General features: G+C 71.6%; 13 protein-coding genes, 1 tRNA gene and 2 pseudogenes. 4 read left to right on the top strand and 12 right to left on the bottom strand.

Annotated features, from left to right (window positions below):
- Positions 1–75 precede the first annotated feature (75 nt).
- From SSNG_RS10930 to SSNG_RS10920, 3 genes are all read right to left on the bottom strand, one after another.
- The gene (locus tag SSNG_RS10930) at positions 76–291 is read right to left on the bottom strand and encodes a zinc ribbon domain-containing protein (protein WP_042803292.1); all 216 of its coding nucleotides are present in this window, start codon (positions 289–291) and stop codon (positions 76–78) included.
- Between the two features lie 9 nt (positions 292–300).
- Entirely contained in the window at positions 301–1,020 is a 720-nt protein-coding gene (locus SSNG_RS10925; RefSeq protein ID WP_007263883.1) for a DUF4383 domain-containing protein, read from the bottom strand.
- 66 nt (positions 1,021–1,086) lie between these two features.
- A complete protein-coding gene (locus SSNG_RS10920; RefSeq protein WP_128636923.1) occupies positions 1,087–2,331 on the bottom strand; it encodes a hypothetical protein in 1,245 nt (414 codons plus the stop codon).
- A gap of 106 nt (positions 2,332–2,437) precedes the next feature.
- Here SSNG_RS10920 and SSNG_RS10915 point away from each other — a divergent pair.
- Positions 2,438–2,512, top strand: a tRNA-Val gene (locus tag SSNG_RS10915).
- Between the two features lie 68 nt (positions 2,513–2,580).
- On the opposite strand, the pseudogene SSNG_RS42945 reads toward SSNG_RS10915, so the two are convergent.
- The 4 genes and pseudogenes from SSNG_RS42945 to SSNG_RS39400 form a co-directional block, all read right to left on the bottom strand.
- Positions 2,581–3,311 (bottom strand): annotated as a pseudogene (locus SSNG_RS42945) (tyrosine-type recombinase/integrase); the annotation flags it as partial.
- A gap of 138 nt (positions 3,312–3,449) precedes the next feature.
- On the bottom strand, positions 3,450–3,905 hold the full coding sequence (locus SSNG_RS10905; RefSeq protein ID WP_042800855.1) for a protein-export chaperone SecB: 456 nt from the start codon (positions 3,903–3,905) through the stop codon (positions 3,450–3,452).
- A complete protein-coding gene (locus SSNG_RS39405; protein ID WP_165365058.1) occupies positions 3,902–4,315 on the bottom strand; it encodes a helix-turn-helix domain-containing protein in 414 nt (137 codons plus the stop codon). Before SSNG_RS39405 ends, SSNG_RS10905 begins: the two co-directional genes overlap by 4 nt.
- Positions 4,316–4,377: 62 nt before the next feature.
- Entirely contained in the window at positions 4,378–4,671 is a 294-nt protein-coding gene (locus SSNG_RS39400; RefSeq protein WP_129593299.1) for a type II toxin-antitoxin system RelE/ParE family toxin, read from the bottom strand.
- 1,222 nt (positions 4,672–5,893) lie between these two features.
- On the opposite strand from SSNG_RS39400, the gene SSNG_RS10900 reads away from it, so the two are divergent.
- Both SSNG_RS10900 and SSNG_RS10895 read left to right on the top strand, forming a co-directional pair.
- Entirely contained in the window at positions 5,894–6,535 is a 642-nt protein-coding gene (locus tag SSNG_RS10900; RefSeq protein ID WP_241695023.1) for a hypothetical protein, read from the top strand.
- Between the two features lie 7 nt (positions 6,536–6,542).
- Positions 6,543–6,773, top strand: a complete 231-nt coding sequence (locus SSNG_RS10895) for a DUF2277 domain-containing protein (RefSeq protein WP_007263876.1) — start codon at positions 6,543–6,545, stop codon at positions 6,771–6,773.
- 11 nt (positions 6,774–6,784) lie between these two features.
- Here the strand turns inward: SSNG_RS10895 and SSNG_RS10890 are convergent, their stop codons facing one another.
- From SSNG_RS10890 to SSNG_RS10875, 4 genes are all read right to left on the bottom strand, one after another.
- Positions 6,785–7,279 carry a hypothetical protein gene (locus SSNG_RS10890; RefSeq protein WP_007263875.1) on the bottom strand — a complete coding sequence of 165 codons (495 nt, stop codon included), beginning with the start codon at positions 7,277–7,279 and terminating at the stop codon, positions 6,785–6,787.
- 172 nt (positions 7,280–7,451) lie between these two features.
- Positions 7,452–8,063: a VTT domain-containing protein gene (locus SSNG_RS10885; protein ID WP_042800854.1), complete on the bottom strand. Its 612-nt coding sequence runs from the start codon at positions 8,061–8,063 to the stop codon at positions 7,452–7,454.
- Between the two features lie 103 nt (positions 8,064–8,166).
- Entirely contained in the window at positions 8,167–9,828 is a 1,662-nt protein-coding gene (locus SSNG_RS10880; protein WP_007263873.1) for an alkaline phosphatase D family protein, read from the bottom strand.
- A gap of 99 nt (positions 9,829–9,927) precedes the next feature.
- Positions 9,928–10,602: an HNH endonuclease family protein gene (locus tag SSNG_RS10875; protein ID WP_007263872.1), complete on the bottom strand. Its 675-nt coding sequence runs from the start codon at positions 10,600–10,602 to the stop codon at positions 9,928–9,930.
- Between the two features lie 524 nt (positions 10,603–11,126).
- On the opposite strand from SSNG_RS10875, the gene SSNG_RS10870 reads away from it, so the two are divergent.
- On the top strand, positions 11,127–11,708 hold the full coding sequence (locus SSNG_RS10870) for a TMEM165/GDT1 family protein (protein WP_007263871.1): 582 nt from the start codon (positions 11,127–11,129) through the stop codon (positions 11,706–11,708).
- Between the two features lie 134 nt (positions 11,709–11,842).
- On the opposite strand, the pseudogene SSNG_RS10865 reads toward SSNG_RS10870, so the two are convergent.
- Positions 11,843–12,478 (bottom strand): annotated as a pseudogene (locus SSNG_RS10865) (HAD-IA family hydrolase); the annotation flags it as partial.

Raw genomic sequence — 12,478 nt, 5'->3', positions numbered from 1 at the left:
GCGAGAGCGCGTGCCGGGCGTCGCGGGGCAGGCGAGACTTTGCGGACACCCCCTAGGCCCTGTCCGGGACTCGGTTCAGCCGCAGCCGCCCCCGCCGCAGCAGCCGCCCCCGCCGGCGGGCGCGGCGGCCGCGGGGGCACTGCTGGTCCCGCCGACGGCGACGGCGGAGAGCAGCTTGACGGTGTCGGCGTGCCCCGCGGGGCAGTCGGCGGGCGCGGACGACTCGGCCATCGGCCGGCTGACCTCAAAGGTGTCGTCGCAGGTCCGGCAGCGGTATTCGTAACGAGGCATGCGCACAGGCTACGCAGTGGGGCGGGCCGACCGGAATCCCTCGCGGACCCGCGTCTCGCGCGCCGCCTGTTCGGGGTGGCGGGCGCGCCAGTACGGATTGTCGTGCGGCAGGGCGCTGCCCACCCGCCCGTACATCCCGAACCACATCAGCATCACGCCGACCACGAAGCTGAACAGCACGTTCTGGATGTGGAACGCCAGGAAGTTCAGGCCGGTGTCCAGCAGGGCGAGGTTGACGAACCCGCTCAGGATGAAGGCGATGCCGAGCACGATGTTCAGGGTGGAGGCGAAGGTCCCGCCGATCACCATCCCGGCGAACAGCAGCGCGCCGATGCAGATCGACAGGACGCTCAGCGCCCCGTTCGTGTTCAGGGCGAGCACCGTGTCGCCGCCGGTGTCGAAGAACCCGATCCGGTCGATCAGGCCGAGGACGCCGAAGGCCACCAGCAGCAGCCCGGTCAGGCCCGCACCGACCCGGTACACCTTGCTGAGCTTGTGGTCGGTGGGGAGGTGCTCGTCCAGCCGGGCGTTGACCGGGTGCAGCACCCGCTCCAGCAGGCGCGGCCCCTGCCGCTGCGGCGGCGGCCCGTACGGCTCGTGGGGGACGTAGGGCGCGTAGTGCTCGTGCGGCTCGGTGCACCCGTACGCCGCGTGCGCCACGTACGGCTCGTGGGGTACGGGGGGAGCCGCCCGGTGCGTGCGGGGCCGGTGGAACGTGTGGGCAGCCATGGCGCCCTCCTCAGTCCTCCTCAGACCGCTGTTCCGTTCCAGCATCCGCCGCCGCCCGCGGCCTGGCTACCCCACCGCGCGCTCGCCGCGGATGTCCGACACCACCCGGCCCACCGCCGCCCGGACCTGCTCCAGCTCCTGGAGGAAGTGCCAGTAGTCCGGGTGCCGCCCCTCCAGCCCGGCCAGCGCCCGCTCCATCCGCGCCACCGACTCGTCCAGCGGCCGCGCGTGCCGCGGATCGGGCACGCTCCGGCCGGCCATCGCCAGCCGCTGCGCGTCCCGGATCGCGAAGCGGGTCCGCTCCACCTCGGCCTTCGGGTCCCGCGCCACCGCCTCCAGCCGCGTGAGCCGGTCCTGCGCGGCCGACACCGCCTCGTCGGTGGCGTCCAGCGCGGCCCGCACCGCCTCGACCAGTGCCGTTACGTCGGCCCAGCGCTGTTCCTCGCGCGCCCGGGCGGCCTCCGCCAGCCGGTCCTCCGCCCGCGTGACGTCCCGCACCGCCTGATCGGGGACGTGCTGGAGGTCCTGCCAGCAGGCCGCACTGAACCGGCGCCTCAGCTCGCTGAGCACCGGATCCACCCGGTCCGCCCGGTTGCGCAGCGCCTGCGCCCGGGTCCGCAGGCTCACCAGCCGCCTGTCGATCTCCGCGGCCCGCTCCGGCAGCCGCGCCGCCTCGGCCCGCACGGCCTCCGCGTCCCGCAGGATCCGGTCGGCACGCTGCACCGTCTCCTGCACCCCGTGCACGGCCGCGCCCTGGTTCAGCTTCGTCAGCTCCGGCCCCAGCGCCGCCAGCCGCGCCGCGAGGTCGTCGGCCCGCATCCCCCCGGCCCGCGCCGCGTCCAGCGCGTCACTCGCCGCCAGCAGCGCGGCCCGCGCCCGCTCCCGCGCCGGCGCGACCCGCGCCAGCTGCGTCTCCGCCTTGTCCAGCAGCGGCTGCAGCCCCTGCGCGAACCGCTCCAGCTCCCCCTTGACCCGCACCAGCTCGTCCCGCGCCCGCGTCAGCTGCTGCCGCGCCTGCGCCGCGACGGAGCCCTCCAGGTCGACCCGGTCCAGGTCGTGCGCGTCGACGGCCTCGATGTAGGCGTGGCTGACCTCGTCGATCCGCCGCCCGAGCGCCGCGAACCCCTCGGCGGCCTGCCGCGCCGCGGGAGACCCGTCGGCGGCGGCGATGGTCTCCATGGAGATCCGCAGATCCCGCTGCGCGGTGTCCAGCTCGTAGAACGCGGCCGCGGCGGCATCCTTGGCCGCCTGCGCATCCGCCCGCCGACTCTCGTCCCGCCCGCCGAACCACCGCCGGGATGCCGTCGTCACAGTCCCACTCCCGTACCCCGTCCGCCCGTGCCCCGCTCCATTCTCCCCCAAGGGAACGGGATTGCGTGGGGGGTCTGCCCTGCATGTAGGCTGTCCACTCGTCCACGGGTGTGTAGCTCAGGGGTAGAGCGCTGCTCTTACAAAGCAGATGTCGGCGGTTCGAAACCGTCCACGCCCACCAGCAAGAAGACCCCCTGCCGATCATGGCGGGGGGTCTTTTGCATCCACGGCTGACATCAACGCCAGCGGTCAGAGCCGGTCAGAGCGCCGCCTGAGCAGCCGGTCCATGTGCCCGATGGCCTGGCGCTGGGTGTCCTGGACGACGTGGGTGTACACGAATTCATCGTGACGGCGATCTGCGAGTGCCCGAGGATCTCCATCACGACCCGGGGCGGCACGCCGGCGGCGGTCAGCAGCCTCGCGGTCCCGTGCCGGGCGTCGTGCAGCCGGACCACCCGCAGCCCGGCGTCCTTGGCCACGCGGGTGAAGGACCGGTCCTCGTACGCCTCTCCGCCGACCCGTTGCCGCTGTGTCCGTACCCGGATCTCCCGCTTGTCGAGATCCACGTTCTCCCAGCGCAGACCGGCTATCTTCCCGCGCCGGAAGCCGAGCGCGATGGCGATCACGAACGCCGGGTACAGCGGATCCGCCCGCGCGGCAGCCAGGAAGTCCAACGTCTCCTGGAGGCTCCAGGGGTCCATCTCCGGCGAATCGACCTTCGGCGGCTCCACCAGCGTGTCCACGTTCCGACTCACCAGTTCTTCGCGGCAGGCCGCGGTGAGGGCGGTCCGCAGAACCCGGTGCGACTCCTTGGCCGTCGCGGCGCTCGTCTTCTTCTGCAACTGCGCCGGAGCCCGCCGGACATCGGCCACGCTCATCGACTCCAGACGCTTCGAGCCGAGCAGTGGGACGAGGTAAAGCCGCACGTGGATCTCGTACTTGGCGAAGGTGGTCCGCTTGCGGTGCGGCTTCACGCCGTGCAGACCAGGCTTCTGGGGCCCAGGTCGTTCGTCCAGCAGGGCGCTCCACCTGGGCCCCAGAAGCCTGCCCCGCTATCACTCCGTGTGGGTCGACGGCAGACGGGATGACAGCGGGGCTACGTGCAGCGCGAAGCATCCCTAGAGGCCTTCTGCGAACATTGCAAAGAGGGTACTCAGGTCGAGGTTATCGAGCGTGAGCGGCGGAAAGCCGAAGTCACCTGAAATCCTTCTGACCAGCTCTCGCACGTACGGATGCACTGTAGCGAGAGCCACATTTTCCCCGTACGCCTCGATGACGTCCTCAGGTACATCCTCCAGATCGAAGGAATACTTGACGCGATACAAGGCTTTTACCTGCATCACAATTTTGTCGTCACTCTTGGCTTGTACGTCATACCGGAAGGTATATGCCAGCTTCCCCTCCATTGGGGCGGAGTAGCTGGATTCGATGGCGATCTCTACTGTGAACGGCGGATCCAGATGCCGGCCGGGCGCCCGCGCCTCTACAGACTCCAGCAGGACCCCTCCGAGCTCAGCCGACCGATGGAGCCGAGCCGCTCCTTTGAGGAGCTCCGCCTTCGTGGAATCGTTCAACGGGAAGTCCGTTCCTGCTTCACTGAATATACTGTCCGGTCCCAAGTGCGCCTCGCCTTGGACTCAAATCCAGAAGCTGCCGCAGCGGCAGTGCTGGGTGAAGCGATCCCACCGCGAACAATCCGGGAGCGAACTTCATAAGTTTCGTGGTACCGCCATTCACCTCCGTCATCGCAGACGCGAAACTCAATCCGGCATCCGACCGCCCTGGCGTAGCGCTGGAGAGTCGAGACGCGAGGGTCGGTGGCGCCGCTTTCTAGATCCGAAACGGCAGACTGGGTGGTCTCCATGCGTTCAGCCACGGTACGTTGCGAGATTCTCCGCACCTTCCGCAAAGACGCCAGACGGCGAAGGAGTGCGCTCCTCCCGCGAGCATCTTCAAAGGCTGCCTCAAATCCAGGATCGACCATCTCCTCTTCAAGAAAGAGATCGAGGTCATCCAGGTCCTCATGGCCCGACATTTCGTCTCCCATCACTCCTCCTTCCCTCGAAGTTCCCAGTCCTTGAGGCGCTTTCGCGCAAGGTTCTTGTCGTTTCTGTTTAGCTTGCGATCCTTCTTTTGGAACACATGAACAGCTAGAAGAACCTGATCGCTTCCACCCACAGGCGCATACAGCAAGCGATACGTGCACCCGTCAAGGAATACTCGAACGGCGCAAATTTGATCGTCAATTCTTTCTTGCTCGTACGGAAAGTGCTCCTGCTTTGCCACCCGCTTCATCGCTTCAACCACTGCGGCTCGAGCGTGCATACCGAGGTCTGCCAAGTCCTGCTTGACGATCTCACGCCCCTGCGCGGTTCGATAGAAGCGCCATCGCTTGCCAGCCAGTGAATCCCCCTTGGGAAGGCGCCGGGAGCGGACGCCGTCCGCCCCTGAAGATCCGTTTTAGCTGCCTCATGGCGCTCCCTCAATCCCCCTGGACGATGCAACCACAAGTAGACACGCCTGCCAGTATCAGAGTATCGGTCCAAGCCGATCGCGACAACAGGAAGCGTGACTCACGTCACCTCATGTCGCTGCCCTTTGTGATCTACATTCACGTGCCCTCCCTGTGTGCCCCACCGCGCTCCTGTGTGTGCCTTCCCGGTCCTGGAGTGGCCGACGAGACGCTGCCAGCGTCCGTGTGCTGACGTGGGAAGGAGGCGCGAGGGAGTGACCCAGTCGAAATGTGGAGCGGCGAAGAAGAGCGGTGGCCGGTGTGCGAGGCCGGCCATCGTGGGCAGCGGTCAGTGCTACCAGCATCAGGGCAAGTGGACGCCCCGTGGGGTGGTGGACCGCGAGGCGGCGGAAGCCAAGGCGAAGAAGCAGGCGCTTCGGAAGAAGAAGTGGTCTTGGTGGTGACCGACCGCTGACATCCGTGGCTGACATCAACGTGGGTGGACCGTGGCACTCGCGAGCAGCCGGGGAGAGGCTCTGAAGCTGGGGCTCAGGCTGTGACGGGTTGCCTCTGGGCGAGCTTGCAGAGCAGATGTCGGCGGTTCGGAACCGTCCGCGCCCACCAGTGCGGAGGCCCCCGGCCGATCACGGTCGGGGGCCTTCTGCGTCCGCGGATGCGGTCAGGGCATGACGTTCGGCGGGTTCGTGTTCTGGGGGCGGGAGGGCGGCGGCAAGCGGACGTGCCGGGTTGGAAGTGCGCCGGGCGGCAGGTGGGGTGGAACTGGGCCGATCGGCCGGAGGGGCCGTTGGAGGTCTGCCCGATGCCGGAGCTGTTCAGATGAGGTCCGCGGCCGGCATCCACACCCCGGGGTGGCCACGGGAGTGGTGCGAGAAGGCCCCCTGCCGGGAGCGGCGGGGGGCCTTTCGTGTGTCTGGGGTTCGCGGCTCAGGCGTTGGGGCGCTTGCCGTGGTTGGCCTTCTTCTTCTTGCGGGCGCGCTTCTTGTTTCCTCGCTTGGCCATGTGTGGCTCCCTGGGGCCGGAAGGATCGGGCGTTCGTCAGTCTAGGTTCCGGGCCGGTTTCCCGCGCGGTGGGGCGGGGATCTGGAAGGTGTGGCAGGCGCGGCGGAGTGGGTCTGGGTCGTGGGGCTCGGGGTGGCCGGGCTCGGGCTGCTGACGGCTGCGGTGATGAGCCGGGTCCGGTTCGAGCGGGAGCGGGACGCCGAGCGGCAGAGGCTGCTCGCGGGGCTGGGGGGCGGGCCGCGGGAGGCGGGCGAGCCGCGGCTGGTCGATGCCGGGGCGCACCGGGGGGCGGCGGCCGAGCTGGGGGACCGGCATGACGACTTCACCCCGATTCTGGTGGAGTACTACGCCTACGGGCTGACGCAGGCGCGCAGCAGCTTCGCGACGAGCCAGCTGTTCGCCGGGGTCGGCGCGGCCGTGCTGCTCTTCGGGGTCGGGCTCGCCGTGTGGAAGGCCGAGGGCGCCGGGGACGCGTACCTCGGGGTCGTCACCAGTTCCGTCGGCCTGGTCGTCACCCTCGTCGGGCAGCTGTTCCACCGGCGCGCCGACCTCGCCCTGCGGCACATGGCCGCCCAGACCGCCGCCCTGCGCGAGGACCGGCGGGCCGCGGAGAGCACCCAGCAGGCGATGGGGCTGCTGGAGGACGTCGTCGACCCGGAGCTGCGCGGAAGGCTCCAGGCCGCGCTCATCATGAAGCTTTCCGGGGCCGAGCTGCCGCCGTCCGCGCCATAGTGGAGGTATGTGCCGCTCCATTAAGACCCTGCGCCCGCCCGCCATCCCCGAGAAGGCCACCGAGGAGGAGATCCGCGCGGCCGCGCTCCAGTACGTGCGCAAGGTGTCGGGCTTCCGTGCTCCGGCCGCGCACAACCAGGAGGTGTTCGACGCGGCCGTGGACGCCGTCGCGGAGGCGACCGCCGCGCTGCTGGACGGGGTGCAGGTCCGGGGCCGGACGCCCGCCGCGACGGTCTGACCGGCCGGCCGTCAGCGGGCGTGGGCCCAGCGGCGGCGCAGCAGCCAGATGCCGGTGCCGAGCGCGCCGGCCGCGAGGGTGCCGCCCAGGGCGATCCGGGCCGGGCTCATGGAGTCGATGCTGCCGCCGAGGCCGCCGCGGGCGGCGCCGGGGCTGACGGTGAGGGTCACCGTGACGCGGCGGCCGCTGCTGCCGCAGTCGAAGGTGACGGGGTAGGAGCCGGAGGCGGCGTCGCGGTAGACGGTGGCGGAGCCGGAGAAGCCGTACGCCCGGCCGGCAGGGGAGAGGGAGACGTCGCCGAAGGCGCGGGAGGACGCCCGGGCGGCCGAGCTGTCGCAGCCGTCGACGGTGAGGGTGACGCGGCTGCCGGGGGCGACGGTGCCCGGGGAGACGGTGGCGGAGGGGGCGGCGGAGGCGGGCGTGGCGGGCATGGCGGTCGCGGCGACGAGTGTCGCGGCCGCGATCCCGGTCAGGCGGCGCCGGTTGCGCGTGCGCGTGGGGGACATGGAGGGGGCTCCTCGGGCTCGTCGAAACGGCGCGGCCAGGGGCCGGACGTGACGCGTTCGGTCGCGCCGTTCTCCGGACGCTAGAAGCCCGTGGGTGGGGCGTCGATCGGTGCCGGGTGAACGGGTGACCGGCCTGCTCCCTCCGGGGGACGTGAGGCGCCCCGGGGGCGTGTCACGCCGGCGCCGGGTCCGGAGAGGGGCGGCGGACGAGGTAGGCGGCCAGGGAGCCGGCCGCGAAGAGGGCGACCGTGGAGACGGCGGTACCGAGCCAGGCCGTACCCAGCCACTGGGTGCCGAACCAGCCCAGCGACACGCTGTAGCTCGCCCAGCTCATGCCCGCCAGCACCGACCAGGGCAGGAACTCCGACACCTTCCGCCGGGTCCGGCCGGCCCCCAGGGAGACCACCGAGCGGCCGGCCGGGGCGAAGCGGGCGAGGACCACCAGCGCGCCGCCGCCCCTGGCCAGGGCGGTGCCCAGGCGTTCCTGTCCCCGGGTCAGCCGGCGGGAGCGGGCGACGGCACGGTCCAGCCGGGCGCTGCCGCGCCGGGCCAGCCGGTACGCCGCCATGTCACCCAGCACCGAGGCCGTCGCGGCGATCACCAGCAGCAGCCGGATGTCCGGGACCTGCGCCGAGGTGCCCGTGGCCGCCGCCGCGGCCGCGGCGGCGCTGATCACCAGCATCCCGCTCGGCAGCACCGGCAGGAACACGTCGAGCAGCACCGACACCGCCACCGCGGCGTAGATCCAGGGGCTCGCGGTCAACGACCCCAGAGTCTCAAGCAAAGCGGGACTCCCCCGTCCGGAGCGCCGCGTCGTCGCGGGGAGCGGCAGGGGCGGCTGACAGCCATACAGCGTACGCCCGCCACCGCTCCCGCGGCGGCCCGCCCTACTCCGCGGCGGTGAGTTCCCGGTCCAGCACCGTCACCAGCCGGGCCCCCTGGCGGCCCGACCGGGCCTGGTCCAGCCGCAGCCGGGCGCTCCGGCCCGCCAGCGCCAGCGTCATCAGCTGGTTGCCGAACCACGGGCCGCCCGTACGCCGCCAGCTCACCGGCGGCCGGCCCGTCCGGCCGTGCCGGGAGAAGCCGCGCCCCAGCCACCGGCCCAGCCGCGACCAGCCCAGCCGGAACCCCCACTTCACCGCCGTGTGGATGGAGTTGTGCACGGGGGAGCAGGTCAGCTGGAACACCCCGGCGGTGCTCGGTATTCGGGGCTCGGCCACGTACGCGTGGTGGACGTCCCCTGAGAGGACGGCGACCATCGCAGGGGCCTTGGGGCCGGTGCTCACCTCCTCGATCAGGTCGCTCAGCGCGGCGAACGAGGCCGGGAACGCCGCCCAGTGCTCCAGATCGCTGCGCCGCCGCAGGTCCTCCCCGATCCGCGCCCACCGCGGCCCGCGCTCGCCCCGGCAGAGCGCGGCGTTCCACACCTCCGCGTCATGGATCAGCGGCGGCATCAGCCACGGCAGCGAGGAACCGATCAGCAGGTGGTCGTAATCCCCGTGGCCGTCCAGGGCGTTCTCCCGGAGCCAGAGCTGTTCCGCCGGGTCGAGCATGGCCCGGCCGTCCTCGGCGAGCACGCGGGCGGCCCGGGTGTCCACCATCAGCAGCCGCGTCCGGCCGAAGTCCCGCCGGTAACTCCAGCGCGCCGAAGCCGGGTCGGCGTCCGCCGCGGCCGCGTAGGCGCGCAGCGCGTCGGTGCCGTCCGGGATGGCGCGTACGGCCGCGTAGAGGGCGTCCGCCGCGAGTTCGGCGGGGGAGAGGTTGCCCAGGTGCTGGTACACCCAGTACGACATGAGCCCGCTGAGCACCCGCTCCGGCCACCAGGCGGTCGCCCGCATCTCCGCCAGCCAGGACGCGCTGGTGTTCCAGTCGTCTATGACGTCGTGGTCGTCGAATATGTGCAGGCTGGGCACGGTCGAGAGCAGCCAGCGGATCTCGGGGTCGAGCCAGGATTCGTAGTACAGCCGGGTGTACTCCTCGTAGTCCGCGACCTGCGCGCCCGGTGCCTCCCGCAGGTCGCGGCGGGCGGCGAGCCACGCGCGGGTCTCCCGCGAGAGGTGGTCCGCGTAGACCTGGTCGCCGAGCAGCAGCAGGACGTCCGGCCGGACCCCTGCGGGGTCGTGGGCCAGCCGCGCCGCGAGGGTGTCGAGGGCGTCGGCCCCGTGCGGTCCGCGGCGGTCGGCGGGCGGTGCCGCCTGCCGGCAGGAGCCGAAGGTGACGCGCAGCCCGGGCGAGGTCCGCCCGGGGCGGCCTCCGACGGCGGGCGTGGTGATGGTGCTCGGCGGGAAGCCCCCGCCCGTCTCCGGCCAGACGAGGGTGCCGTCGAGCAGTACCTCGTACGCCGTGGCCGTGCCCGGCGTCAGGCCGGTGACCGGCACCAGCGCGTAGTGGTGGCCGGAGATCTGGAAGGTGTGGGCGCTGCCGCCGGATCCGTCGGCGCACCGCACCTCGGCGGTGCACGGGCGGTCCGCCTCGACCCATATCGTGGCGGAGTCGCCCGTGTCCCAGTCGACGTGGCGCAGCAGTGGTCCCAGTCGCAGCCCGGCCATCCAATTCCCCCTCCTCGGAAGCCCTTTCGATCACGGTACGGGGCGGGACGGGGGCAGGCCTCCCCCTCGCGGGGGATAGGCAGGGTGAAAACCCCGGCGTCAGCAGCCGTTCAGGATGTTCACCAGGGCGGTCTTCTCCCCGGAGTCCATGCTCAGGCCCCAGTACTGCTTCACCTGGACCCACATGCGGGCGTACGTGCAGCGGTACGCGGTGCGCGGCGGCAGCCACTTGCCGGGGTCGAGGTCGCCCTTGGCCTGGTTGACGTTGTCCGTGACCGCGATGAGCTGGGGCCGCGTCAGGTCGTTGGCGAACTGCTGGCGCCGGGTGGTGGTCCAGGAGTTGGCGCCCGAGCGCCAGGCCTCGGCGAGCGGGACCATGTGGTCGATGTCGATGTCGGAAGCGGCGGTCCAGGTGGCCCCGTCGTACTCCGAGTACCAGCTGCCGCTGACGGCGGCGCAGGAGGAGTCGGTCACGACGTTCACGCCGTCGCGCTTGAGGACCGTCTCGCGTGTGTTGCAGGTTCCGGAGACCGTGCTCCAGTGCGGGAACTGCGAGCGGCTGTAGCCGGTGAGGGAGCCCTCGGCGGCGGGGGTGACCGTGGCGAGGTAGGAACGGGCCTCGGCGGCGCTGATGGGGGTGGGCGGGGAGGCCAGGGCGGAGGGAGCGTTCACCAGCGAGGTGAGGGAGGCGAGGGCGACGGCGGACGCGAGGACCCCGGCGCGCCCGATGCGACGCGCGTAGACGGAGGGCGTGCGGGTGGATATGAGGGCCATGGAGGGCTCCCTGGTGCGGGGGGTGGTGGCCGTGCGGACCCCGGCGGGGCGCGGCCATGGTGGCGGCGCCAGATGTCGCTGGGACGGGCACCAGGTGACAGATTGCCGACATGGGCACGTCACATCAAGACAACCAATGTCCCGTCTTCAAGGGGAAGTTGAGATTCCGGCCCTCGGGTTGGCGGTGGAGTGGGGTCAAGCTCACATAACGGACGCCTTCGTGCTGTCGGCGCCGTCGCGTACGCTGGACGGAGCAGAAGGGGAGTAGCTCTTCGCCGGACCGTCGACATACTGCTGGGTCACCCAGCCGGCGCCCGGAGGCAGACCGCGTCAGCGGTCGGCCAGCGAGACCTTCGGCCGCAGTGCCCTGTCCATGTGGCGCGGCGCGTGCGACGCATGCTGATGCGTGGCGCGTGACGTGTTCACGCCTCCCAGGGCGCCGCTGAGCCGAAGCGACCCCTGAACACCCCAGGTCTCTCGGTCCGACGGCGTCCTGCCCGACCGACCGATCGAGGTTTCACCCCGTGTTCAGCTTCACCGTCCTCGCGATCGCCTTCGGCGTCGTCTTCCTCGCCGAACTCCCCGACAAGACGGCCCTCGCCGGCCTGATGCTCGGCACCCGCTACCGCGCCTCCTACGTCTTCGCGGGCGTCGCCGCCGCCTTCGCCGTGCACGTCGCGCTCGCCATCGCCGCGGGCAGCGTGCTCACGCTCCTGCCGCACCGGCTCGTCCAGGCCGTCGTGGGCGTCCTCTTCCTCGCGGGCGCGGCCATGCTGCTCCTGAAGAAGAACGACGAGGACGAGGAGGTCAAGCCGCCCGCCGACCAGTCCTTCTGGAAGGTCTCGGGGGCCGGCTTCATGCTGATCCTCGTGGCCGAGTTCGGTGACCTGACCCAGATCATGACGGCGAACCTCGCGGCCCGGTACGACAACCCGCTCTCCGTCGGCCTCGGCGCGGTACTGGCGCTCTGGGCCGTCGCCGGCATCGGCATCCTGGGCGGGCGGACGCTCATGAAGTACGTACCGCTGCGGCTGATCACGAAGGTCGCGGCGGCCGTCATGGCCGCGCTGGCCGCGTTCTCGCTGTACGAGGCGATCGCGGGCTGATCCGGCCGGTGCCCGGGAGCGGGGGGCGGCCGGCGGGGGCGGCTGGCGGGCGGGGCGGTCCCGCCGCATCAGCGGACGGTGTACGCCGTCCCCTGCCCGCCCGCCCCGGGGGCCGCGGCCCCCAGGGCGTCGGCTCAGGCCGGCGGGGTGAGGGTGAGGCGGAGGGTGCCGTCGGCGGCGGGGGCGACGCGGACCGAGGTCAGGTCCGGGACGTGGGCCGTCGGGCCGTGCGCGGCGGCGCGGGGGCCTATGCCGATCACGCGCATGCCGGCCGCCAGGCCCGCCGCGATGCCGGCACCGGAGTCCTCGAAGACCACGCAGTCGGCCGGGTCCACGCCCAGCTCGGCGGCGCCCTTGAGGAAGCCCTCGGGGTCGGGCTTGCTGGCCCCGACGGACTCGGCGGTGACCCGCACGCGCGGCATCGGGAGCGCGGCGGCCGTCATCCGGGCCTCGGCCAGGGCGGCGTCGGCCGAGGTGACCAGGGCGTGGGGCAGGCCCGCGAGCGACGCCATGAACTCCGGGGCGCCCGCGACGGGCACCACGCCGTCGGTGTCGGCGGTCTCGCGCGCCAGCATCACCGCGTTCTCGGCGTGATTGAGCTCCATCGGGCGCTCGGGCAGCAGGATCGCCATCGTGGCGTAGCCCTGGCGGCCGTGGACCACCTTCAGGGCCTCCTGCGGGTCCAGCCCGTGCTCCAGCGCCCTCTCGCGCCAGCAGCGCTCGACCACCGCGTCGGAGTTGATGTTTTTTCCCGTCCATGTCCAGGAGCA

The sequence above is a fragment of the Streptomyces sp. C genome (assembly GCF_000158895.1).
GTDB lineage: Bacteria > Actinomycetota > Actinomycetes > Streptomycetales > Streptomycetaceae > Streptomyces > Streptomyces racemochromogenes.
The sequence above is the reverse complement of the archived record's forward strand: the minus strand, read 5'-3'. Positions and strand labels throughout refer to the sequence as shown.

Excerpts from the sequence above, each read along its gene's own strand:
- SSNG_RS10930 (WP_042803292.1), bottom strand. The coding sequence starts at position 291 with ATGCCTCGTTACGAATACCGCTGCCGGACCTGCGACGACACCTTTGAG.
- SSNG_RS10925 (WP_007263883.1), bottom strand. The coding sequence starts at position 1,020 with ATGGCTGCCCACACGTTCCACCGGCCCCGCACGCACCGGGCGGCTCCC.
- SSNG_RS39405 (WP_165365058.1), bottom strand. The coding sequence starts at position 4,315 with ATGGTCGATCCTGGATTTGAGGCAGCCTTTGAAGATGCTCGCGGGAGG.
- SSNG_RS10895 (WP_007263876.1), top strand. The coding sequence starts at position 6,543 with ATGTGCCGCTCCATTAAGACCCTGCGCCCGCCCGCCATCCCCGAGAAG.
- SSNG_RS10890 (WP_007263875.1), bottom strand. The coding sequence starts at position 7,279 with ATGTCCCCCACGCGCACGCGCAACCGGCGCCGCCTGACCGGGATCGCG.
- SSNG_RS10880 (WP_007263873.1), bottom strand. The coding sequence starts at position 9,828 with ATGGCCGGGCTGCGACTGGGACCACTGCTGCGCCACGTCGACTGGGAC.
- SSNG_RS10875 (WP_007263872.1), bottom strand. The coding sequence starts at position 10,602 with ATGGCCCTCATATCCACCCGCACGCCCTCCGTCTACGCGCGTCGCATC.